Below are 22,557 nucleotides of genomic sequence, written 5' to 3'. Positions count from 1 at the left end.
TGCTCCTGGTGTCCCGCCGGCGGGACACCAGGAGCCAGCCGGCCGGACGCGGCAAGCCCGCCCACCAACAGCCGCCCACCGGGGCCGAGTTGCCTTGAACCGCCGCTTCGCGTGCGTGAGCGTGGAGTCATCCAATGCCGTGACAGGCGCCGCAGCGGAACGAGGGGGCATACGTGGGACACACCGGCACGGACACGGATGTGGTGATCGCGGGCGCCGGGCCCACGGGCCTGATGCTCGCCTGCGAACTGCGGCTGGCGGGCGCCGACGTGATCGTGGTCGAGCGGCTCGCGCAGCGCTCGGGCGAGTCGCGGGCCGGCGGGATCCACTCCCGCACCCTGGAGGTGCTGGACCAGCGCGGCATCCTGGAGCGCTTCCTGGCGGAGGGACAGCTCCAGCCGGTCGGTCACTTCTCCGGTCTCTACCTCGACTTCGACGAGTCGGAGTCGCGCCACCCCTACCCGCTGATGATCCTCCAGTCCACCATCGAGCGGCTCCTGGAGGAGTGGGCCCTCCAGCTCGGGGTGCGGGTGCGCCGCGGCTGCGAGGTGAGCGGGCTCAGCCAGGACGAGAGCGGCGTGCGGGTCGAGGTCTCCGGGGAACGAGAGGCGCCCGTGACACTGCGCGCCCGCTACCTGGTGGGCTGCGACGGCGGGCGCAGCACCGTGCGCAAGCTGGCTGGAATCGGCTTCCCCGGCACGGAGGCGACGATGACGGCGCTGATCGGTGACGTCGAACTGCCCGAGCTGCCCGAGGACTACGTCTGGGTGCGGCGCACGCCGGCCGGTGACTACTCGGCGATCGCGTTCGAGCCGGGCTGGCACCGGGTGATCACCTCGGAGTTCGACCGTGTGGCGGACCGCGACGAGGACGTGACGTTCGAGCGGCTGCGGGAATCCCTGGTCAGGGTCGCGGGCACCGACTTCGGTATGCGCAACCCCCGGTGGGTCTCCCGGTTCAACGACGCCGCGCGCCAGGCCGCCCGGTACCGCGAGGGGCGGGTGCTGCTCGCGGGCGACGCGGCGCACATCCACTTCCCGGCCGGCGGTCAGGGGCTGAACATGGGGGTGCAGGACGCGGTCAACCTCGGCTGGAAGCTCGCCTCGGTGGTGCGCGGCCGGGCGCCGGAGAGTCTGCTGGACACCTATCACGCCGAGCGGCACCCGGTCGGGGAGCGGGTGCTGCACAACACCCGGGCGCAGTCGGCCCTGGTGCGCCCGGGACCGCAGACGGACGCGCTGCGCGAGGTGTTCGGCTCGCTGATGGTGTTCGACGAGGTCAACCAGTATCTGCGCCACCTGCTGACGGCGCTGGACATCCGCTACCCCATCGACGGCGACCACCCGCTGACCGGCCGCCGGGTCCCGGACGCCGACCTGAAGACGTCCGAGGGCATCACCGGGGTCCATGAGCTGCTGCACGCCGCCCGCCCGGTCCTGCTCGACCTGACCGGCGGCGCGGAGACGACGGCGGCCGTCGCACAGGGCTGGGCCGACCGCGTGGACGTCGTCGAGGCGCGCAGCGAGGACGAGCACTGGATCGTCCCGGCCCTCGGCGAGATCCCCGCGCCCACCGCGCTTCTGATCCGCCCCGACGGCCATGTCGCCTGGGTGGCCGCCGCGGGCACCACGCCCGCAACCGCCGCGCTCAAGGCCGCCCTCGAAGCCTGGTTCGGCCCGGCCCTCAAGGGCTGAGCGGACCGAGAGGGCTGAGCGGGCCCTGCCCGAAACCAACGGCCGGCCGGTCCCGCTCCGCTGCGGGACCGGCCGTGACGACCCCGACGAAGGGACACCCCGACTGTGAACAGCACGTGGTTGCGACGCTTCACCACGACCGCCGCCGAGGGGCCGCGGCTCGTGTGCTTCCCGCACGCGGGGGGCTCCGCGACGGCGTTCAAGGACCTGGCGCGCCGGCTGCATCCGGACGTCGACGTGGTGTCCGTGCAGTACCCGGGCCGCCAGGACCGTTACCGCGAGGAGCCGTTCACGGCCCTTGCGCCGCTCGCGGAGGCGGTGGTCGAGGAGCTGGCGCGTGAACTGGCCGTGGACGGGCGGCCGTACGCCCTGTTCGGGCACAGCATGGGCTCGCTGGTGGCGTTCGAGACGGCCCGGCTGCTCGCCCGGCGTCAACTGCCCGCCCCGCAGCGGGTGTTCTTCTCCGGCCGGGGCGGTCCCGACGCGCGGGACAGTGCCTACGACCTCTACGACGACGCCGACATGCTGGCCGAGGTGCGGCGGCTGGGCGGCACCGACCAGTCCATGCTCGACGACCCCGACATCCTGGAGCTGGTGCTGCCGGCGCTGCGGGCCGACTACCGCATCCTGGGCACCTATCGCGGGCCCGTGGGCGGGCCGCTCACGACCGCGGTGACCGCCCTGATCGGGGACAGCGACCCGATCGCGACGGTCGAGGACGCCCACACCTGGCGGGAGCACACCACCGGCGACTTCACGGTCAAGGTGTTCCCCGGCGGGCACTTCTATCTCTTCGACCAGCTCGAGGGCGTCGCGGCCGCCGTGACCGAGGGGCTGCTCAGCGGGGCCGCCTCGTCCTGAGCGGCGTCCGACGGACACAGCCGCACGCCTTCACCGGCCGTGTCGCGTCGGCCGGGCCGAACCTGACGGGCGGCGGTCCGGGCACTGCCGCCTGCGTCAGGGGCTTGGAACCGCAGCCCCTGACGGTGCGTCCTGGGCTCACCGACCCTTCCCAACACATCGTTCGCCCGGTGACGTCGTGGTTGCGCTGCAATGCCCGCTGCGACATGCCTCCTTCATGGTCACGGCGGGGGTGCTCATGCTTCTATGCGCAGCCAGGTGTTGCCCGTGCGGAGCCAGAGGAAGCCGTCGCGGCCCTGGCCGCACTTCATGACGACTCGACCGGGCACCCGGAGCCGGCGGCGGCTGGTCACGGCCCAGGTGGTGCCGTCGAGTTCGGCACGTACGAGCTCGACGGACCGCTTGTTGTGGTTTCGGCGCGTCAGTACCGCCCGGTTGCCACGGACCGCGAATCCGTCCGGTTTCGCGACGGGGCTGGGGTAGCTGACGACGTCGCCGGTGGAGGGATCGATCCGAGTCAGGTAGGTGCCGCCGCCGGGATACCAGACGAGCCAGACCTGGTCGTTGCCGGTCGCGGCAGTGCAGCCTTGCAGGGGGTGGTCGGGCAGGCGTCCGTCGGGCGTCCAGGTCGCCCGGCCCCGAGTGCTCCAGCCCGCGAGGCCTGCTCCCGACGCGGGGTGGCCGCCGTAGATGCCTTCGTCGCCGTAGGCGGTCCAGATACCTCCGTCGACGTCGGTGACCACGGCGGCGATGTCGTCGCCGAGGCAGAACTCGGCTTCGGGTGCACCGGACGGGGAGAACACAACGGCGTTGGGTTCCCAGAGCCCTTCGGGTCCGTCGAGGAGGGTTCGGCCGCTCACCAGCAGGAACCGGGCATCCGGAAGCAGGGCCAGGTGACTGGGCCGCATCCGGATGTCCTTCACCACGATGCGCTGCTCATCGTGACCTGTGACGGTCACCAGCTCACCGGTGAAAGGGACTTGGAGTCTCCATCCGATCCATCCCTTGGCGTGGCGGGTGCGCTGGAGGTGTCGCCGGTGGACGAGCAGGACCGCGAGCTCCCCGGCGGGCCCGACGCTCCACCACAGGGCTCGATGTCCTCGTACGGCATCGGCGGCGGGAAGCCGCCACACCTGGCGTATCGGGGCATCGGAACGAGCGGTCGTGGGGCGGGGATTCATGGGCGGTCGCCTTTGGGACTCCGGGAGCCGAGCCGCCCGAAGGGCGACACCTTACCGGCTTCGCCGGGGTGCACCGGTCGAGATCAGGACCCTGAGCGTGAGCGTGCCGTCCGGCATTGTTCCGGGGAACGCTCAGCGGCCCTCCTCCGGTGCCGATCTGCGGTCGGAGAGGCGGTCCTGGTCGGTGGTCTCGCCGGTGCGGGCCTCGGTGCGGTGGCCGCGTGCCAGATAGTCCCGGACGATCAGCTCGACGGCGTCCTGCGGACTTCTGGTACCGGCCAGCAGCATGACCTCGATCGCCAGATCGCTGTCCAGGCTGATCGTGACCTTGGCCATGACACCCCCTCTGAAGGACTAGCCTGCGCAGCCTATCGCCCGGCAGCGCACGGAAGGCCGGAGAACAGGCTCAGGCGTAGGTGTGGAAGCCGCGGCCGGACTTCTTGCCCAGCAGGCCGCCCTCGACCATGCGCAGCAGCAGGGGCGGGGGCGCGTACAGGGGCTCCTTGAACTCCTCGTACATGGCCTGGGCGATGGAGACGGTGGTGTCCAGGCCGATGAGGTCGGCGAGCCGCAGCGGGCCCATCGGGTGCGCGCAGCCCTGGACCATGCCCTGGTCGACGACCTCGGCCGTCGCGAGTCCCGACTCGACCATGCGGATCGCGGACAGCAGGTAGGGGAAGAGCAGGGCGTTGACGAGGAAGCCCGCCCGGTCCGGGGAGGCGATGGGTTTCTTGCCGAGGGTGTCGCGGACGAAGAGCAGCGCGCGTTCGCTCACCTTCTGGTCCGTCAGGACGGAGGAGACGAGTTCGACGAGCGGCAGTGCGGGCACCGGGTTGAAGAAGTGGATGCCCAGGACCTGGCCGGGGCGCCGGGTCGCGGCGGCGAGCCGTACGACGGGGATGGAGGAGGTGTTGGTCGCCAGGATCGCGTCCGGGTCCTCGACGGTCTTGTCGAGGGTGGCGAACAGGTCGAGTTTGAGCTGCTCGTCCTCCTTGACCGCCTCGATGACCAGTTGGCGGTCCGCGAGGTCGGCGAGGTCGCGGGTGAAGGAGACCCGGTCCAGGGCCGCGTCGCGTTCCTCGGCGGTCAGTTTGCCCTTGGCCACGCCCCGCTCCAGGGAGGCGGCCAGCCGCTGCGGCGCGCTCACCAGTGATGATTCGGAGAACACCGCGACCCTGACGTTCAGTCCGGCCTTCGCGCACAGCTCGGCGATGCCGGTGCCCATGATGCCGCTGCCGGCGACGCCCACCCGCTCGATGCCGGCGGTGGCGTGCTGTGTGGACGTGGTCATGCGGGGCTCCCCCAGTTCAGAAGTGTCGCTCCGATCGACATGCCGCCGCCGAACCCGGCGAGCAGGACCAGGTCCCCCTGCTTCAGGGCGCCGGTGCGGTTGGCCTCGTCCAGGGCGACCGGGACGGAGGCGCTGCCGACGTTGCCGTACCTGATCAGCGTGCGGTGGGTGTGCGCGGCGCCTAGGCCGGTGCGTTCGACGACCTCGCCGAGCATCACGCCGTTGGCCTGGTGCGGTACGAAGTGGTCGACCGCGCCGATGTCGACGCCGGCCCTGCCGGTGAGGGCGAGGAGGGCGGGCGGGACGTGCTCGGCGACGAAGTCGCGTACGCCGCGGCCGTCCATCCTGAAGAAGTGGCCGCCGTCGGCGAGGGTCGCCGCGGACGCGGGCCTGCGGCTGCCGCCGGCCTCGACGCGGATCAGGTGGTGGGCGTCCCCGCGGCTGGACAGGTCGGTGGCGATGATCCCGTAGGGCTCGGGGACGGTGCCGACGATCGCGGCGCCGGCGCCGTCGGCGAACAGGACGGCCGTGCGGCGGTCGGTGAAGTCCAGGATCCGCGAGTAGACGTCCGCGCCGATGACCAGGATCCGGGCGTGCGGGTTCACGCTCACCAGGCTGTGGGCCAGCGCGAGGGCGTAGACGAAGCCGCTGCACACGACGTTGATGTCGAAGCAGGCCGCGCCGTAGGCGCCCAGGCCGTGCTGGACCAGGTAGGAGGTGGGCGGTTGCGGGAAGTCGCCGGTGGAGGTGGAGACGATGATGTGGTCGATCTGCTCCGGGCCGAGCCCGGCCTGCTCCAGGGCGCGTTCGGCGGCCCTGATCGCGAGGTCGGAGGTCGCCTCGTGGTCGGCGGCGTAGCGGCGGGACCTGATCTGCGTCTTGCGTTCGATCCACTCCGCGGTGACGCCGACGCGCTCGGCGACCTCCTCGTTGCCGACCTCGTGCTTGGGCAGGTAGGAGCCGGTGGCGAGTATGCCGATGCCCATCAGGACCTAGCCAGGGGACGCCCCGCTTTGGCGGGGTAGGCAATGGCCGCTGCGGGATCCTCTGAACTCAACTGGGTGCACAGAACTGCACAGTTCACCTGTACCGCCTTTTCTGCCGCACTAGAGGTGCCGCGCCCGTAGCGTGAATGTGTGACTCTGCCTGGGAAGGGTTGCCGGCTCTCGGGTGGCGTGGATGATCTTGGGCTCCACGCGGTGTGGGCAGCCGCGTCGGATCCTGGGTGGCTGGGATGCAGCATGCCTGTGCTGTGGTCGTCGTACTGTGCTGCCTCAGTCGGCGCCGTGTTGGCGGCCACCGTGGGTTGGGACATCGACAGTCGCTGGGACCGCCAGGCGAAGAGGCGGGTGGAGGGCGCCTCGTGATCCGTGCGTACAAGTTCCTCTTGCGGCCTACGGCCCGGCAGATCGTTGCGCTTGGCGAGATGCTCCGGGATCACTGCTCGCTGTACAACGGCGCTCTGCAGGAACGCCGGGATGCCTATAGGCACGTCTCGAAGACGACTGTGCACTATGGCGAGCAGTCTGTGCAGCTTAAGGAGATCAGGGCGTTTGACCCCGAGCGGCAGGGCCGCTGGTCCTTCTCCTCCCAGCAGGCCACCCTGCGTCGCCTGGACAAGGCGTTCGTCGCGTTCTTTCAGCGTGTGAGGGCGGGCGACACGCCCGGATACCCCAGGTTCAAGGGCATCGGGCACTTCAACACGGTGGTCTTCCCCAAGGATGGCGACGGCTGCCGCTGGGACGCGACGCCACACGATCCGCAGACTCGTGTCCGCTTGCAAGGCATAGGCCATATCCGCGTCCACCAGCACCGTCCCGTAAGGGGCCGCATAAAGACGATCAGTGTCAAGCGCGAAGGCAGCCGCTGGTACGTTGCCCTGGCCTGCGACCAGGTGCCCGCGGAGCCTTTGCCGGGCACAGACGTGGTGATCGGCATTGACATGGGCGTGGAACACTTCCTGACCACGTCCGACGGCGAGCACATCGCCAACCCGCAGTTCCTCAACGCGGCCGCGGACGAGCTCGCAGAAGCACAGCGGCACCTGGCGAGCTTCCCCCGGCGGACCCGGCAGCGCAGCAAGAAGCACCGAGCGGCCGCCCACAAGGTCACTCGGATCTACTCCAAGATTCGCCGCCAGCGCCTGGACCATGCCCACAAGACTGCGCTCGCTCTCCTGCGGGATTACGACGTAATCGCGCACGAGCGGCTCAACACAGCAGGCATGACCCGTACGCCAAAGATCAAACCTGATCCCGAACAACCAGGCTCTTTCCTCCCCAACGGCACCGCCGCCAAAGCGGGCCTGAATCGATCGATCCTCGATGCTGGCTGGGGGGTGTTCCTCGCGGTCCTCGCCAACAAGGCTGAAAGCGCCGGTCGCAGTGTCATCGCCGTGGACCCCCGCAACACCTCCCGCACCTGCCCGTGCTGCGGGCACACCGCGCAGGAGAACCGCATCACCCAAGCGAAGTTCGCATGCACGGCTTGCGGGTTCGCAGCGAACGCGGACCACGTCGCCGCGACGAACGTCCTCAACAGGGCCGGGCTGGCCCTCTGCAACGTGGCCAAACCACGCCCGCAGGAAGCCCACGCGTTCACGCTTGGGTGGAGTCACGTCAGGACACCTCGGCCGGTCGGCGCAGCGGGTTGAGGCGCTCGGCGCCGATCTTCTCGCGCAGTACGGGATCGGTGACGCCGAGTCCTTCCTCGGGGGCGAGGCACAGGACGCCGACCTTTCCGGTGTGCCTGTTGAGCTGGACCAGTCGTGCGGCCTCGCCCACGTCCTTCAGCGGGAAGACCTCGGACAGGACGGGCGAGAGGTGTCCCAGCTGGAAGAGCCGGTTGCACTCGGCCTGTTCCTGGAGGTTCGCGGCGTGACTGCCGATGATCCGCTTGAGGTTCATCCAGAGGTAGCGGTTGTCGAAGTGGTGGTCGTAGCCGGTGCTGGAGCCGCAGGTGACGACGGTGCCGCCCTTGCGCACGACGAACACCGAGATCCCGAACGTGGCCCGGCCGACGTGGTCGAAGACGACGTGCGGGTCCTCGCCGGTCTGCCGCCGGATCTCCCGTCCGAGCCGTTTGCCCAGTTCGATGGTCCGCTCGGGGGTGAGCGCGTCGTCGCCGCCCATGCCGATGTCGTTGCGGTTGATCACCACGTCGCAGCCCAGGCGGCGCAGCACCTCGGCCTTGCGTTCGGAGCTGACGACGCCGATGGCGATACCGCCCGCGTTCTTGACCATCTGCACCGCGAACGCGCCGAGGCCGCCGGTGGCACCCCAGATGAGGACGATGTCGCCCTGCTTGATCCGTGCGCCGTTCTCGCCGACCAGCATCCGGTAGGAGGTCGCCGCGGTCAGCAGGACTCCCGCGGACTCCTCCCAGGTCAAGTGGGCCGGCTTGGGCAGGAGTTGGCTGGCGCGGACCACCGAGTAGTGGGCGAGGGAGCCGAAGTTGGTCTCGTAGCCCCAGATCTTCTGCCCCGCCCCGAGCATCGCGTCGGCGTGCGTCGCCGGTTCCTGTTCGTCGACCTGGACGCAGCTGACGACGACGTGGTCGCCCGCCTTCCAGTGCCGTACCCCGGCTCCGACGCGTACGACGACGCCGGCGGCGTCCGAGCCGACCACGTGGTACGGCAGATCGTGCCGGGCGGCCCAACCGCCCTGGCGGGCACCGCGCTTGAGGAACTCGAAGGTGGGCACCGGCTCGAACGTCGCCGACCATACGGTGTTGTAGTTGATGGAGCTCGCCATGACGGCGACGACCACCTCGTCCGGCGCGATGTCCGGCATGGGGACCTGTCCGACGTGCAGGGACTTGCGGACGTCGTTGTCCGCGACGCCGTCGAACATGCCGAGGTCCGCGGCCAGGAGGTGCGCCGCCTCGTAGTGGGAGGGGAGTTCGTGTCGCCCGAGTTCGTCCGGGCCGGCCCCGGACAGCAGGGCCTCTGTCAGAGAATCCATGGTTGCCTTTCGCCTTTGCCGTGCCGGAGCGCTGCTGACCGGACGAGGACGTGCTGGGCGTCAGAGGACCGCGCCCTCCTTGGTGCGCCTGCGCAGACTCGGCCTGCTGGACCGGCCGAGGTCCTTCCACATGTCCGACAGGCCGGTGACGGTGCGCGCCGCGAACAGGCGGCGGATGGACACCTCCTGCTTCAGCTCGGCCCGGATCAGGCCGACCAGCCGGATCGCGCGCAGCGAGTTGCCGCCGAGGTCGAAGAAGTCCTCGTCGATGCCGACCCGGTCCAGTTCGAGTACTTCGGCGAATGCCTTGGCCAGGGTCCGTTCGGTGTCGTTGCGCGGTGCGCGGTAGGTGTCCGGCTCGGTCACGGGGTCGGGCAGGGCCGCCCGGTCGAGCCTGCCGCCCGCCGTGACCGGCAGGTGTTCCAGGACGGTGAACAGGGCCGGGACCACGGATTCCGGGAGCAGTTTCGCGGCGTGCCGGCGCAGTTCGTCGTCCGAGAGGGTCCGGCCGTCGACCGGGACGACGTAGGCCACCAGGCGCTGCTGTCCGGCCGTGTCGGTCTTGACGGCGACGGCCGAGCGGGCGAGGGCGGGGTGCTCGGCCAGGACCTCTTCGACGTCGGCCGGCTCGACTGCGGCGCCGCGTATCTCGGCCTGGGTGCCGGCGTCGGCCACATGCTCGATCCGGCCGTCGGCGCCCCAGCGCACCCGGTCGCCGGTGCGGTGCATGAGTGCGCCGGGCGGACCGAACGGGCAGGGCACGAAGTGCTCCGCGGTTCGTACGGGCCGGCCGAGGTATCCGCGGGCCACCCCGGGCCCGGCCACGTACAGCTCGCCGGTGACGCCGGCGGGGACGGGTGCGAGTGCTGGGCCGAGGACGTAGAGGCTGGTGTTGTCGGCGGGGCGGCCGAGGGTGCCCGCGGGGTGCTCGATCTCGTGGGCGCTCAGGCGGCCGGTCATGGCGAAGACGCCGGCTTCCGTGGGGCCGTGGACGGTCACGACCGTCAGCTCGGGGCAGGCTTGGCGGATGCGGCGCAGTGCGGCCGCGGGCACGCGGTCGCCGCCGGTGAACACCTCGCGCAGTCCGGCCAGGGAGGCGGGGTGGCCGGCCGCGATCGCCGTGAACAGGCCGGCCGGCAGCCAGACGGCGGTGATGTCGTGCGCGGTGCGGGCCTGGGCGAGCGTGTCGGTGCCGAGCTCCCCGGGGGGCGCCACGACCACGCGGGCGCCGTTGAGCAGGGGTGCCCACAGTTCGAGGGCGAGGGTGTCGGAGGTTGCCGGGGTGTGCCACAGCACGGTGGCGCGGGCGGCGTCCCGCCAGGCGCGGTCCGCGGCGAGCCGCTCGATGTTGCGGTGGGTGAGGCCGACGGCGGTGGTGGTGCCGGCCGTCGAAACGGGGTGCACGGCCAGGAGGTTGTCCGGGTGCGGGAGGGGGGCATCCGGTGCGGCCGGTACGCCTTCGGTGGCGGCGAGTGCGGCCTCGCTGGTGGCCGGTGCGGCCCCGGTGGTGGCCCGTACGGCCTCGCTGGTGGCGGGTACGCCTTCGGTGGCGGCCGTTACGGCCCCGGTGGTGGCGCGGGTGAGGTCGGCGAGCACGAGTGCCGGGATCTGAAGGCTGGCGGCCGGCGTCTGGGCGGCGGTCGCGGCGTCGGTGAGCAGGGCGCCTGCCGCGGCGTCGCCGGCCACGAGCTTGGCCCGCGCCGCGGGCAGCGCCGGGTCCAGGGGCAGGTAGGCTCCGCCCGCCTTGGCCACGCCCAGCAGGGCGACGGCCAGGTCCACCGACCGGGCAAGGGCCACCGCCACGACCGTGTCGGGGCCGATGCCGTGGCCGCGCAGGGCGTGGGCCAGGCGGCCGGAGCGTTCGTCCAGTTCCCGGTAGGAGAGGGTGAGGTCGCCGCAGACCAGCGCGATGGCCTCGGGGGCCGACTCGGCCTGCCGGGCGAACAGTTGAGGGACCGTCAGTCCGGGAAGGGGTGCGCCGGTGTCGTTCGGTGCTGTCAGCACCCGCTCCCGCTCGGCGCCGGTGAGCACGTCCAGCGCGCCGACGCTCTGTTCCCCGTCGGCCACCACGGCCCGGATGTGGGCGATCAACTCCTCGCCGATGAACCGCAGTTCGGCGCGGTGGTAGAGGCGGGCGGGGGCGTCGAGGCGGATGAACAGGTCGCTGTCGGCGCTGCCGTCGCTGTAGACGCCGATCGACAGTTCGTCGAAGGAGCCGGTGGTTCCGCCGAGGTAGCGCGCCGGGTGGTCGCCGAAGCGGAGCTGCTCGACGAACTCGACGACGTTCATGACGGCGCCGAAGCTGCCTCGGTCGCTCAGGGCGGTGCCGCTCGCGCGCTGGATGTCGGAGTAGTGGCAGGCGGTGTGGCCGGAGATCTCGTACGTCTCGTCGACGATCGCGTCGGCGAGGTCGGTGAAGGTCGCGTTCAGCGGGACCTTCACGCGCACGGGGACGACGTTGACCGCGAGGCCGGGTGTCCGGCTCGCGACGCCGGACCGGTTGCCGACGGCGAGGGAGAGCAGGAACTCGGGGCGGTCGCAGCGGTGGCGGAAGAACACGGCCGCGGCGGCGGTCAGCATCGTGGAGGTCCACACGCCCATCGCCTTGGCCGCCTCGGTCCACGCGTCGGCCTCGGCGCGCGGGACGGTCAGGGTGCGGCTGACCATGCCGATGGGCTCGGTCAGTTCGCCCCAGCGGTCGGCGCCGCTCATCGGTTCGGCGAGCGCGGCCCGCTCGGCGTCGGACAGGGCGACGCGCGGGACCTGTGCGGGGGCGGGCGCGTCGGCGAGGTAGTCGCGCCAGAACCCGGTGTCCTCGGTGAACTCCGGGGAGGCGAGGTAGTCCGCCGCCTCGGTCGCGAACGACTCGGCGTCCCACGGGTGAGCCTGCGCGGGGACCTGCTCGCCGCGTGCCAGGGCCGTGTAGACCTCGGCGAGGCGCCTGGAGAGCAGGCCGCCGGTGCCGAACCCGTCCGAGACGAGGTGGTGGTAGGCGATGACCACGAGCGAGCGGGCCGGCGCGAGGGTGACCACGCCCATCCGGAACAGCAGGTCCCGGGCGAGGTCGAACGGTGTGCGCACCAGGTCGGCCAGCGCGTCGCGCGCCGCCTGCTCGGGGTCGGCCTCGGCGGACACGTCGAGGAGGAAGGGCCGCCACTCCCCCAGCTCCCGTGGCCTCAGGCGCAGTCCGTCGCCCTCGTCGGCGAAGGTGACGCGCAGGACCTCGGCCTCGTCCAGCACGTGCAGGAACGCGGACTCCATGACGGCCGCGTCCAGTTCACCGTCCACGTCCCACATGGTCAGCGCATGGTTCAGTGTGTCGGCAGACATTTCCTCCGCCAGCCACAGTCCTTTATGCGCGGACGAAGCAGCGAATGCACGCACACGGATCAACCCCTCAGAGAAACAGGTCCGGGAATCGGAGGAATTCGCAGATCACCCCACCTTCACGGAAGGTGAATCAGCAGGTCAAGACAACTTGGTGCGAGGGCGGGACAAGCCGCCACTGGGCTTGCGATGTCCCGCCGGCGGGACATTCCGGCGGCGGGACCATTTCGGCGGAAGAACATTTTCGGGGAGGGCGCGACCACGCCCGGAAACGGGCGTGACCACACCCGGATCCCGGCCCAGCCACACCCGGATCCCGGCCCAGCCGCGCCCGGAACGGGCCCAACCACGCCCGGACACCGGCCGGATCAGCCGACAGGATCGGCCGGATCGGCCGGCCGGTCAGCGTGCGCCGGGCTTGGCCAGCGAGGAGACGATGTGCCGGGCGATCAGCCGCGGGGAGGGATGGCGCAGGACCACGTTCGGCCGCAGCTTCAGGCCGGTCGAGGCGGTCAGGCGTTTGCTCAGGTCCGCCGACAGCATCGAGTCGAAGCCGATCTTCGTGAACTCGCCGTCGGGGTCGACGGATTCGCTGGAGGGATGCCCGAGCACGACGGCGACCCGCTCCAGGACGTGGTCGAGTACGAGGGCCTGCGCGTCGTCGGGGACGAGCGCCACGATCCGCTCCGGCAGCGGAACAACCTGGTCGTCGGCCACCTGCGGCGCCTCCTGCGGGGAGGCCTCGCCCGCCACGGCCGCGGTCGGCGAGGAGCTCAGCCAGTACCGCTGCCGCTGGAAGGCGTAGGTCGGCAGATCCACCCTGCGGCGCGTGGCGAACAGGGCGCCCCAGTCGACGCTCCCGCCCCGGACGTGGAGCCCGGCCAGCGAACCGAGGACGGCCTCCACCTCGCCCCTGCCGCGCCGCGACGAGGACAGCACCAGCGCGTCGTCCAGGTCCTCGACCATCTCCTGCACGGGGACGGTCAGTACGGGGTGCGGGCTCATCTCGACGAACACCCGGAACCCGTCCGCGGCCAGCTGGCGTACCGACGATTCGAAGCGGACCTTCTCACGCAGGTTGTTGTACCAATAGTCGGCGTCCAGCCGCGCGGTGTCGATGATTTCGCCGTACAGGGTCGAATAGAAAGGCAGTTCCGAGGATTTCGGGCTCAGGTCGGACAGCGCTCCGATCACCTCGTCCCGTACCCGGGTCACCTGATGCGAATGCGAGGCGTAGTCGACGTTGATGCGCTGGGCCTGGGAACCGTCGGCTTTCATCTTGTCGATGAATTCGTCGAGCGCGTCCGGTTCTCCGGACACCACCACCGCGCGGGGTCCGTTGACCACGGCGACGCCGATGCGCTCGCTCCACGGTGCCAGGTGCTCCTGCACCACCGCCTCGGGCTCCGCGACGAACGCCATCCCGCCGTGCCCGATGAGCTCCACCAGGGCCTTGCTGCGCAGTGCCACGATCTTGGTGGCGTCCCGCAGGGACAGCGCGCCGCACACATGGGCGGCGGCGATCTCGCCCTGGCTGTGGCCCACCACCGCGGACGGCTTCACGCCCCAGGACCGCCACAGGGCGGCCATGGACACCATCACCGAGAACAGTGCCGGCTGCACCACGTCCACCCGGTCCAGGCCCGGCGCGCCCTCCACCCCGCGGATCACGTCGAGGAGCGACCAGTCGACCCATTCGGCCAGTGCGGCCGCGCACGCCTCCAGGCTCCGCGCGAAGACCGGGAAGGCGGCGTACAGCTCCCGGCCCATGCCGACCCACTGGGAGCCCTGCCCGGGGAACATGAAGGCGACGCCGCCGAGGTCCCCGGCGGTGCCGCGGACCACCGCGGCGGACTCCGCGTCCTCGCTGAGCGCCGTCAGCGCGCCGAGGAGTTCGTCCTTGGTCCGGCCCAGCACCACCGCGCGGTGCTCGAACCGTGAGCGGCCCGACACCAGCGACCAGCCGGCCGCGCCGAGGTCAGGGGCCCTCTGGGCGGCGGCGAAGTCGCGCAGTTTGGCGGCCTGCTGCCGCAGGGCCTTGGCGGTCTTGCCCGACACCGTCCACGGCACCAGTCCGCCGACGACGCCCGTCTCGGGGCCGCGCCCGTCCTGCCGCTCGGACTGCTCCCGCGACCCCGACTGCCCCTGCAACTCCGGCTGCTCCGGCTGCTCCGGCTGCTCCGGCTGCCCCTGCAACTCCGGCGGGGCCTGCAACTCCGGCGGGGCCTCCTCCAGGACGACGTGCGCGTTGGTGCCGCTGACGCCGAACGAGGACACCCCGGCCCGCCGCGGGCCGTCCGCGCGGGTCCACTCGCGGCCCTCGGCCAGGACCCGGACCGCGCCCGCGGACCAGTCCACGTGGTGCGACGGCTCGGTCACGTGCAGGGTCTTGGGCAGATGGCCGTGGCGCACGGCCATCACGGCCTTGATGACCCCGCCGACCCCGGCGGCGGCCTGGGCGTGCCCCAGGTTGGACTTCAGGGACCCCAGCCACAGCGGCTTGTCCTTGTCCCGGTTCTGACCGTAGGTGGCCAGCAGCGCGCCTGCCTCGATGGGGTCCCCGAGCACGGTTCCGGTGCCGTGCGCCTCGACCAGGTCCACCTCGGCGGGCGTGACGCCCGCGTTCGCCAGGGCCTTGCGGATCACCTTCTCCTGGGCGCGGCCGTTGGGGGCGGTCAGCCCGTTGCTGGCGCCGTCCTGGTTCACCGCGCTGCCGCGCACGACGGCCAGCACCGGGTGGCCGTTGCGCCGGGCGTCGGACAGCCGCTCTAGGAGCAGCACGCCCACGCCCTCGGCCCAGCCGGTCCCGTCGGCGCCGTCCGCGAAGGCCTTGCAGCGTCCGTCGGGCGAGAGGGCGGCCTGCCGGGAGAACTCCACGAACATCGCGGGCGTCGCCATCACCATCGCTCCGCCGGCCAGCGCCAGGGAGCACTCCCCCGACCGCAGGGACTGCGCCGCCATGTGGAGGGCGACCAGCGAGGACGAGCACGCCGTGTCCACCGACACCGCGGGCCCCGTCAGGCCCAGTTCGTAGGCCACGCGGCCGGAGGCGACGCTCAGGGCGCTGCCGTACAGCAGGTAGCCCTCCAGGTCCTTCTGGCCGCCCTCCAGGAACCGCCATCCGTACTCGGACGAGCTGACCCCGGAGAAGACGCCGACCTCGGAGCCGCGCACGTCGGCGGGGACGATGCCGGCCCGTTCGAAGGCCTCCCAGGACGTCTCCAGCAGCAGGCGGTGGTGCGGGTCGACGGCCAGCGCCTCGCGCGGGCTGGTGCCGAAGAAGTCGGCGTCCCAGTCGGCGACGTCGGCCAGGAATCCGCCCTGGCGGGTGTAGGCGTGGCCGGTGGCGTCGGGGTCCGGGTCGTACACGTCGCGCCATCCGCGGTCGTCGGGGAAGTCGCCGATGACGTCGCGGCCCTCGCGGACCACGTCCCACAGTTGTTCGGGGGTCGACACGCCTCCGGGGTAGCGGCATGCCATGGCCACCACGGCGATCGGCTCGCCGCGCCCGGCCTTGAGGGCGTCGTTCTCCTGCCGGAGGCGGTCGCGTTCCTCCAGGAGCGTGCGCAGCGCCCGCTGGACCCGGTCCGCGCCGTCCGCCGTGCGTTCCGCGGAGTCGGTCATGCCATCCACCTACTTCTCTTCCAGGGCCAGGTCGACCAGTGCTTCGAGATCCAGGTCCGACAGTTCGTCCGTGCTCTCGTCCGTCGCCGGGGCGGGACCGCCCGCTGCGGGCTCGGCGCAGGCCAGGATCAGTTCGAGGACGCCCGCGCCGCGCAGGGTGTCGATGGAGACGGTCCGCAGTACTTCCCGGATCGCCGCGTCCTCGGGGGCTTCGGCCGTTTCGGTGTCCGCCCGGGGGCGCAGCAAGTCGCTGATGTGGTCGCTCAGTTCGCGTGGTGTCGGGTAGCTGAAGACGATGGTGGACGGCAGTCGAAGACCGGTGGAGGCGTTCAGGCGGTTGCAGAGTTCGACGGCGATCAGGGAGTCGGATCCGAGCCGGGTGAACGCCTCGTCGACGTCGACCCGTGCGCCGGAGGTGTGTCCGAAGACGACGGCGACCTGTTCGCGGACCCATTCCAGGACCGTCGCGCGTGCCTGGTCGGCGGGCAGGCCGGCCAGGCGGGCGGGCAGTGCGGCGGGGCCGCTGTCCTTGGTGGCGGTCCTGGTGCGGCGTGGGCGGGCGCCGTCGACGAGGTCGCGCAGCAGCGGCGGCACCTGGCCGGCGTCCTGCTCGCGCAGTGCGGTGAGGTCCAGGTGGGCCGGGACGAGGGCCGGCTTGCCGCCGGCGAGGGCCGCGTCGAACAGGGCCAGGGCCTGGGGGGCCGGCATCGCGGTGATGCCCGAGCGGCGCAGCCGGGAGAGGTCGGCGGCGTCGAGTTCGCCGGTCATGCCGCCGCTCTGCTCCCACCAGCCCCAGGCAAGGGAGGTGGCGGGCAGGCCGGAGGCCTTGCGCCGGGCGGCGAGGCCGTCCAGGAAGGTGTTGGCGGCGGCGTAGTTGGCCTGTCCCGCGTTGCCGAGCGTGCCCGCGAGGGCGGAGAACTCGATGAACGCCGACAGCGGGTGATCGCGGGTGAGTTCGTGGAGGTTGATCGCGCCGCCGGCCTTGGCGGCGAGGACGTGGTCGATGCTGTGCGCGGTCAGCGACTCGACGGTGCCGTCCGCGAGGACGCCGGCCGCGTGCACGACGGCGGTCAGCGGGTGGCGGCCGGGCAGGGTGGCGAGCAGGTCCGCCGTGGCGGCCCGGTCCGCGACGTCCAGGGCGGCGACCCGTACGGCCGCTCCGGCGCTCTGGAGGTCGGCGACCAGGTCGTCGACGCCGTCGGCGGCGGGGCCGCTGCGGCTGGCCAGCAGCAGGCTGCGTACGCCGTGTTCGGCGACGAGGTGCCGGGCGAGGAGCGAGCCCACTCCCCCGGTGCCGCCGGTGACCAGCACGGTGCCGCCGCCGAGGCCGTCGCCCACGTCCAGGACCAGTTTGCCGATGTGGCGGCCCTGGCTCATCTCGCGGAACACCGAGCGTGCGTCGTGGATGTCGCGGAGGGAGAGCGGGGGCAGCTGCACCTGTCCGCCGGCGAACAGGTCCATGACGGCACGGAACATGTCGCGGATCGCGTCGGGGCCGGCCTCGTAGAGGTCGAAGGGCCGGTAGTCGACTCCGGGGTGGGCGGCCGCGATCTGCCTCGGGTCGCGGATGTCGGTCTTGCCCATCTCGACGAAGTGCCCGCCCTGCGGCAGCAGGGTCAGCGAGGCGTCGACGAAGGTGTGCGCGAGGGAGTTGAGTACGACGTCCACGCCGCGTCCGCCGGAGGTGCGGCGGAACTTCTCGGCGAACTCCAGGTCGCGGGAGGACGCCAGGTGCGTCTCGTCCACTCCGAGGGCCTTGAGGGCGGGCCACTTGGCGGGGCTCGCGGTCGCGTAGATCTCCGCGCCCACGTGGCGGGCCAGTTGGACGGCGGCCATGCCGACTCCGCCGGCGGCGGCGTGGATGAGGACGCGCTGTCCCTTCTTGAGGTTCGCCACGCGGAACAGGCCGTGGTAGGCGGTGAGGAAGGTGCACGGCACGGACGCCGCCTCGGCGTGGGTCCAGCCGTCGGGGACCGGTACGAGCATGCGGTGGTCGGCCACGGCCGTGCGGCCGAACGCGCCGCCGAAGATGCCGGTGACGCGGTCGCCGGGCGTGAACTCGGTGACGTCGTGGGCGACTTCGAGGACGATGCCGGCGCCTTCGCTGCCGAGTCCGGCGTCGATGGCGGTACGGTCCACCAGGCCCAGGGCGATGGTGACGTCGCGGAAGTTGAGGCCGGCGACCTGGACGGCGATACGGACCTGACCCGGCGTCAGAGGCGCTTCCGCCTCGGGGCAGGGGATCCAGGTCAGGTTCTCCAGCGTGCCCCTGGTCGCGATGCCCAGCCGGTGGGCTCCGGCCGGCGCGGGTTCGATGCGATGGCCGGCGGGCTGGGCGGCCGCCAGCCGCGGAACCAGCAACGCCCCGTCACGCAGGGCGAGTTGATCCTCGTCCAGGGCGAGTACGTCGGGCAGGCGGGCCCAGGAGGTGTCCTGGTCGTCGAGGTCCACCAGCCGGAACCTGCCGGGGTGTTCGGTCTGGGCGGAGCGGATCAGGCCCCACACGGACGCGCCGGGCAAGCTCTCCAGGCGCTCGCCGTGGCCGGTGTCGAGGGCCAGGCGGGTGAGCAGCACCAGCGTGGAGGCGGCGAGGGCTTCGGCGGCAAGGAAGCGTTGGACCTGCTCCAGGACCCGCTTGCCGGCGTCGGCGACACTGTCGAGCAGACCGGTGCCGTCGGCGACGGTGTCGAGCGGTCCGGTGTTGTCGGCGGTGACGTCGTCCAGGGCCAGGACGATGTGGCGCGGCGCCTCCCCGGCGAGGATCTCGTCCAGCGATGTGTGACGGACGGTCTGGCTCTCGCCGGCGGCGGTGAGCCGGGCGGCTCGACCGCCCGGTGAACCGAGGACGGCCCACCGCTCTTGGTAGGTCTCGCGCCTGCTCTCCTTGACCGGGCGCCAGCGCACTTCGTACAGCGGCTGGCGCTGGGTGCCGCGGGCGGAGCGGACCTGTTCGGCGCTCGCCGGGCGGAAGGCGAGCGTGGCAACGGTGGCGATGGGGCGGCCGTGTTCGTCGGCGATGGTGAGCGATACGGCGTCCTGGCCGGCCGGGGTGAGGCGGACCCTGACGGTCGGTGTGCAGGGCCCGGTCACCTCCGCGCCGGACCAGGCGAAGGGCATGCGGCCCTGCTCGCCGGTCACCTCGATGACGCCGCCGGCCACGGAGGCGTGCAGGACGGTGTCCAGCAGGGCCGGGTGCAGGGCGAAGGCGCCGCCGGCCGAGGGATCGGAGGTGTCGGGGAGGGTGGCGAGGGCGAAGAGGTCCTCGCCGTGCCGCCAGACCTCCCGCAGTCCCCGGAACAGCGGGCCGTAGTCGAATCCGGCGTCCGCGAAGGTGTCGTAGAGGCCGCTGATGTCGAGCTGTCTCGCCCCGGCCGGTGGCCATACGGCGAGCGGGCCGGTGCCGTTCACCGGGGTGACCGTGGGTGTGTTCGTCGGGGTGGTGGCGGGTGACAGGCTCCCGCTCGCGTGGCGGGTCCAGCCGCCCTGGGCGGGGGTGTCCTCGCCGGGCTGCGAGTACACCTCCAGGGTGCGGCGTCCGCTGTCGTCGGCGGCGCCGACGACGATGCGGATCCGCACGTCGCCGGAGTCGGGCAGGATCAGGGGGACGGCCAGGGTGAGTTCCTCCACCGTGCCGCATCCGAGCAGGCCGCCGACCGACAACGCCAAATCCAGGTAGGCCGTCGCGGGGACGACGGCGGCGCCGAACACGGTGTGGTCGCCCAGCCAGGCGTGGGTGCGCAGGGACCACAGGTCGGTGAAGACCCGCTCGTCGGTGCCGGGGTGGTCCACCTCGGCGCCGAGCAGGGGGTGTCCGGGTGCGGTGAGGCCGGCGGAGGTGACGTCGGCGCTCTGTGTCCCGGCGAGGAAGTCCATCCAGTAGCGCCGGCGTTGGAAGGCGTACGTCGGCAGGTCCACCCTGCGGCGCGACCCGAACAAAGCGTCCCAGTCCACGAAGGCGCCGCTCACGTACAGGTGGGCCAGTGCGCCGAGCAGTGCCTGCGGGGCGGTGCGGTCGCGCCGCGACGCCGACACGACCAGCGTGTCGCCCGCGCCCTCGCCGGCGAGGGCCTCCTTGGTGATGCTCGTGAGCGTCGCTCCGGGCCCCACCTCCACGAAGACGCCCGCGCCGGCGGTGCGGGCGCACTCCACCGCGTCCCAGTAGCGCACGGGGTCGCGGACGTGGTCGACCCAGTAGCGGGCGGACGTCAGCTCCTTCGGCGTGACGTCGCGGCCCAGCCGGGTGGAGACGATGGGGATCGTCATGTCGCCGTCGGGGAGGTCGCCGAGCGCGGCCGCGAACTCCTCGAGGACCGGGTCCATCAGCGGGGAGTGGAAGGCGTGGGCGACCGGGAGGAGCTTGGCGGAGACGCCGTCGGCGGTGAGCCGGTCGCGCAGGGCGTGGACCTGCTCGCGCAGGCCGGAGACGACGACGGACTCGGGGCCGTTGACGGCGGCGACGCCGACGCGGTCGTAGGCGTCCAGGAGGGTGCTCAGCTGTGTGTGCGAGGCGCGGACGGCGAGCATGGCGCCGGGTTCGGTGACGCTCTGCATGGTGCGTCCGCGGGCGGCGACGAGCCGGGTCGCGGTGTCCAGGTCGAGGACGCCGGAGACGTGGGCGGCGGCGATCTCGCCGACGGAGTGGCCGATGAGCCTGGCGGGCCGCGGGGCGTATCGGGTCAGGAGCCGGTAGAGGCTGACCTGGAGGGTGAACAGGGCGGGCTGGGCGATGTCCGTGCGGTCGCGGCCGTCGGGTTCGTCGGCGAGCAGGACGGGCTTGAGCGGGTAGGGCAGGTGGGCGTCGAAGCGGGCGCAGATCTCGTCCAGGCTCTGCGCGAAGACGGGGTAGGTGTCGTACAACTGCCGTGCGGTGCCTGCCCACGGGGAGCCCTGCCCCGGGAACAGGTAGACCAGGCTGCCGGGTTCTCCGGCCGTGCCGCGTACGAGCGCGGCGGAGTCCTTGCCCTCGCTCAGCGCGTCGAGCGCGCTCAGCAGTTCGTCCCGGTCGTGACCGAGGACCACCGCGCCGTGCTCGAAGCGGGTGCGGGTGGAGAGCAGTGACCAGCCGGCGTCGAGGAGGTCCGGGCCGGTGCCGGCGGCGGCGAAGTCGCGCAGCCGGGCCGCCTGTTCGCGCAGGGCCTGCTCCGAGCGTGCCGACAGGGCCCAGGGCACCAACTGGCCCGCGCAGTGCGGCTGGTCCTCCTCGCCCTCGTCCTCGTCCTCGTCGGGCGCCTGTTCCAGGATCATGTGCGCGTTGGTGCCGCTGACCCCGAACGCGGAGACGCCCGCCCGCCGGGGCCGGCCGTCCGCGACGGTCCACTGGCGGGCCTCGGTCAGCAGCTCCACGGCTCCGGCCGACCAGTCGATGTGCGCCGAGGGACGGTCGACGTGCAGGGTGCGGGGCAGTGTGCCGTGCCGCATCGCCATGATCATCTTTATGATGCCGCCGACACCGGCGGCCGCCTGGGTGTGCCCGATGTTCGACTTCAACGACCCCAGCCACAGCGGGTCCTGGGCGTCGCGGTCCTGGCCGTAGGTGGCCAGCAGGGCGCCCGCCTCGATGGGGTCGCCGAGGGTGGTGCCGGTGCCGTGGGCCTCGACCGCGTCGATGTCGCCGGCCTTGAGGCGGGCGTTGGCCAGCGCGGCCCGGATCACGCGCTGCTGAGCGGGGCCGCTGGGCGCGGTCAGGCCGTTGGACGCACCGTCCTGGTTGATGGCCGAGCCGCGGATCACCGCCCAGATCCGGCGCCCGTTGCGGCGCGCGTCACTGAGCCGCTCCAGGACGAGCATGCCGACGCCCTCGCCGAAGCCGGTGCCGTCCGCCGCGTCCGCGAACGCCTTGCACCGGCCGTCCACCGCCAGGCCCCGCAGTCTGGACATCTCCCGGAACACCTGCGGCATCCCCATGACGGTGACCCCGCCGGCCAGCGCCAGTGCGCACTCGCCCTGCCGCAGCGACTGCACCGCCTGGTGCACCGCGACCAGGGAGGACGAGCACGCGGTGTCCGTGGACACGGCCGGGCCCTGAAGGCCCAGCGCGTAGGAGACCCGTCCGGAGGCCACGCTGAGCAGGGAGCCGGTCTGCGCGTAGCCGGCGATGGCCTCGGGGGTGGCGAAGTGGTTGCCGTAGCCGAAGTAGGCGAGTCCGGCGAACACCCCGGTGTCGCTGCCGCGCAGGGACTCGGGGTCGATACCGGCCCGCTCCACGCACTCCCACGACGCTTCCAGCAGCAGGCGCTGCTGCGGGTCGGCGGACAGGGCCTCGCGCGGGTTGATCCCGAAGAAGTCGGCGTCGAAGTCACCGGCGTCGTAGAGGAATCCGCCCTTGCGGGTGTAGCAGGTGCCGGGGTGGTCCGGGTCCGGGTCGTAGAAGGTGTCCAGGTCCCAGTTGCGGTCGTCGGGGAAGTCGTCCACGGCGTCCGCGCCCGCTCGCACCAGCTCCCACAGCTCCTCGGGGGAGCCCACACCGCCCGGGTAGCGGCAGGAGACGCCCACGATCGCGATGGGTTCGGCGGCGGCGTCCGTCAGCTCCTGAAGGCGCCTGCGTGTCTCGATCAGCTCGATCGACGTGCGCTTGAGGTAGTCGAGAACCTCGGCGTTGTTGTTGTCAGTCATCGCTT

Annotated in this window: 11 protein-coding genes; 3 read left to right on the top strand and 8 right to left on the bottom strand. The window is 72.0% G+C overall.

Annotated features, from left to right (window positions below):
• The first annotated feature begins 173 nt into the window (after positions 1-173).
• Both ABZV42_RS27595 and ABZV42_RS27590 read left to right on the top strand, forming a co-directional pair.
• Positions 174-1,694, top strand: a complete 1,521-nt coding sequence (locus ABZV42_RS27595) for an FAD-dependent monooxygenase (RefSeq protein WP_355989656.1) — start codon at positions 174-176, stop codon at positions 1,692-1,694.
• A 105-nt stretch (positions 1,695-1,799) separates the two neighbouring features.
• On the top strand, positions 1,800-2,555 hold the full coding sequence (locus ABZV42_RS27590; RefSeq protein ID WP_355989658.1) for an alpha/beta fold hydrolase: 756 nt from the start codon (positions 1,800-1,802) through the stop codon (positions 2,553-2,555).
• 236 nt (positions 2,556-2,791) lie between these two features.
• On the opposite strand, the gene ABZV42_RS27585 is transcribed toward ABZV42_RS27590, so the two are convergent.
• From ABZV42_RS27585 to ABZV42_RS27570, 4 genes are all read right to left on the bottom strand, one after another.
• Positions 2,792-3,736, bottom strand: a complete 945-nt coding sequence (locus ABZV42_RS27585) for a hypothetical protein (protein ID WP_355989660.1) — start codon at positions 3,734-3,736, stop codon at positions 2,792-2,794.
• Positions 3,737-3,868: 132 nt separating this feature from the next.
• Complete coding sequence (locus ABZV42_RS27580) at positions 3,869-4,072, bottom strand: hypothetical protein (protein WP_339134638.1); 204 nt, start codon at positions 4,070-4,072, stop codon at positions 3,869-3,871.
• Between the two features lie 70 nt (positions 4,073-4,142).
• Positions 4,143-5,027, bottom strand: a complete 885-nt coding sequence (locus ABZV42_RS27575) for a 3-hydroxybutyryl-CoA dehydrogenase (protein WP_355989662.1) — start codon at positions 5,025-5,027, stop codon at positions 4,143-4,145.
• Entirely contained in the window at positions 5,024-6,013 is a 990-nt protein-coding gene (locus ABZV42_RS27570; protein WP_355989663.1) for a ketoacyl-ACP synthase III, read from the bottom strand. The genes ABZV42_RS27575 and ABZV42_RS27570 overlap by 4 nt, the downstream gene beginning before the upstream one ends.
• A gap of 377 nt (positions 6,014-6,390) precedes the next feature.
• On the opposite strand from ABZV42_RS27570, the gene ABZV42_RS27565 reads away from it, so the two are divergent.
• Entirely contained in the window at positions 6,391-7,680 is a 1,290-nt protein-coding gene (locus ABZV42_RS27565; protein WP_356054042.1) for a transposase, read from the top strand.
• Here ABZV42_RS27565 and ccrA read toward each other — a convergent pair.
• The 4 genes from ccrA to ABZV42_RS27545 all read right to left on the bottom strand — a co-directional run bounded on the left by ccrA (position 7,646) and on the right by ABZV42_RS27545 (position 22,552).
• Positions 7,646-8,989, bottom strand: a complete 1,344-nt coding sequence (gene ccrA / locus ABZV42_RS27560; protein ID WP_355989667.1) for a crotonyl-CoA carboxylase/reductase — start codon at positions 8,987-8,989, stop codon at positions 7,646-7,648. The genes ABZV42_RS27565 and ccrA overlap by 35 nt on opposite strands.
• A 60-nt stretch (positions 8,990-9,049) precedes the next feature.
• Positions 9,050-12,373, bottom strand: coding sequence for an AMP-binding protein (locus ABZV42_RS27555; protein ID WP_356054040.1), 3,324 nt, complete (start codon positions 12,371-12,373; stop codon positions 9,050-9,052).
• A gap of 345 nt (positions 12,374-12,718) precedes the next feature.
• On the bottom strand, positions 12,719-15,940 hold the full coding sequence (locus ABZV42_RS27550) for a beta-ketoacyl synthase N-terminal-like domain-containing protein (RefSeq protein ID WP_356054038.1): 3,222 nt from the start codon (positions 15,938-15,940) through the stop codon (positions 12,719-12,721).
• Between the two features lie 9 nt (positions 15,941-15,949).
• On the bottom strand, positions 15,950-22,552 hold the full coding sequence (locus ABZV42_RS27545; protein WP_356054036.1) for a type I polyketide synthase: 6,603 nt from the start codon (positions 22,550-22,552) through the stop codon (positions 15,950-15,952).
• Between the last annotated feature and the right edge of the window lie 5 nt (positions 22,553-22,557).

It is taken from the genome of Streptomyces sp. NPDC005281 (assembly GCF_040607495.1).
In the GTDB taxonomy this organism is placed as follows: domain Bacteria; phylum Actinomycetota; class Actinomycetes; order Streptomycetales; family Streptomycetaceae; genus Streptomyces.
Note: the sequence above shows the minus strand (reverse complement) of the source record. Positions and strands in the feature narration are given on the sequence as shown.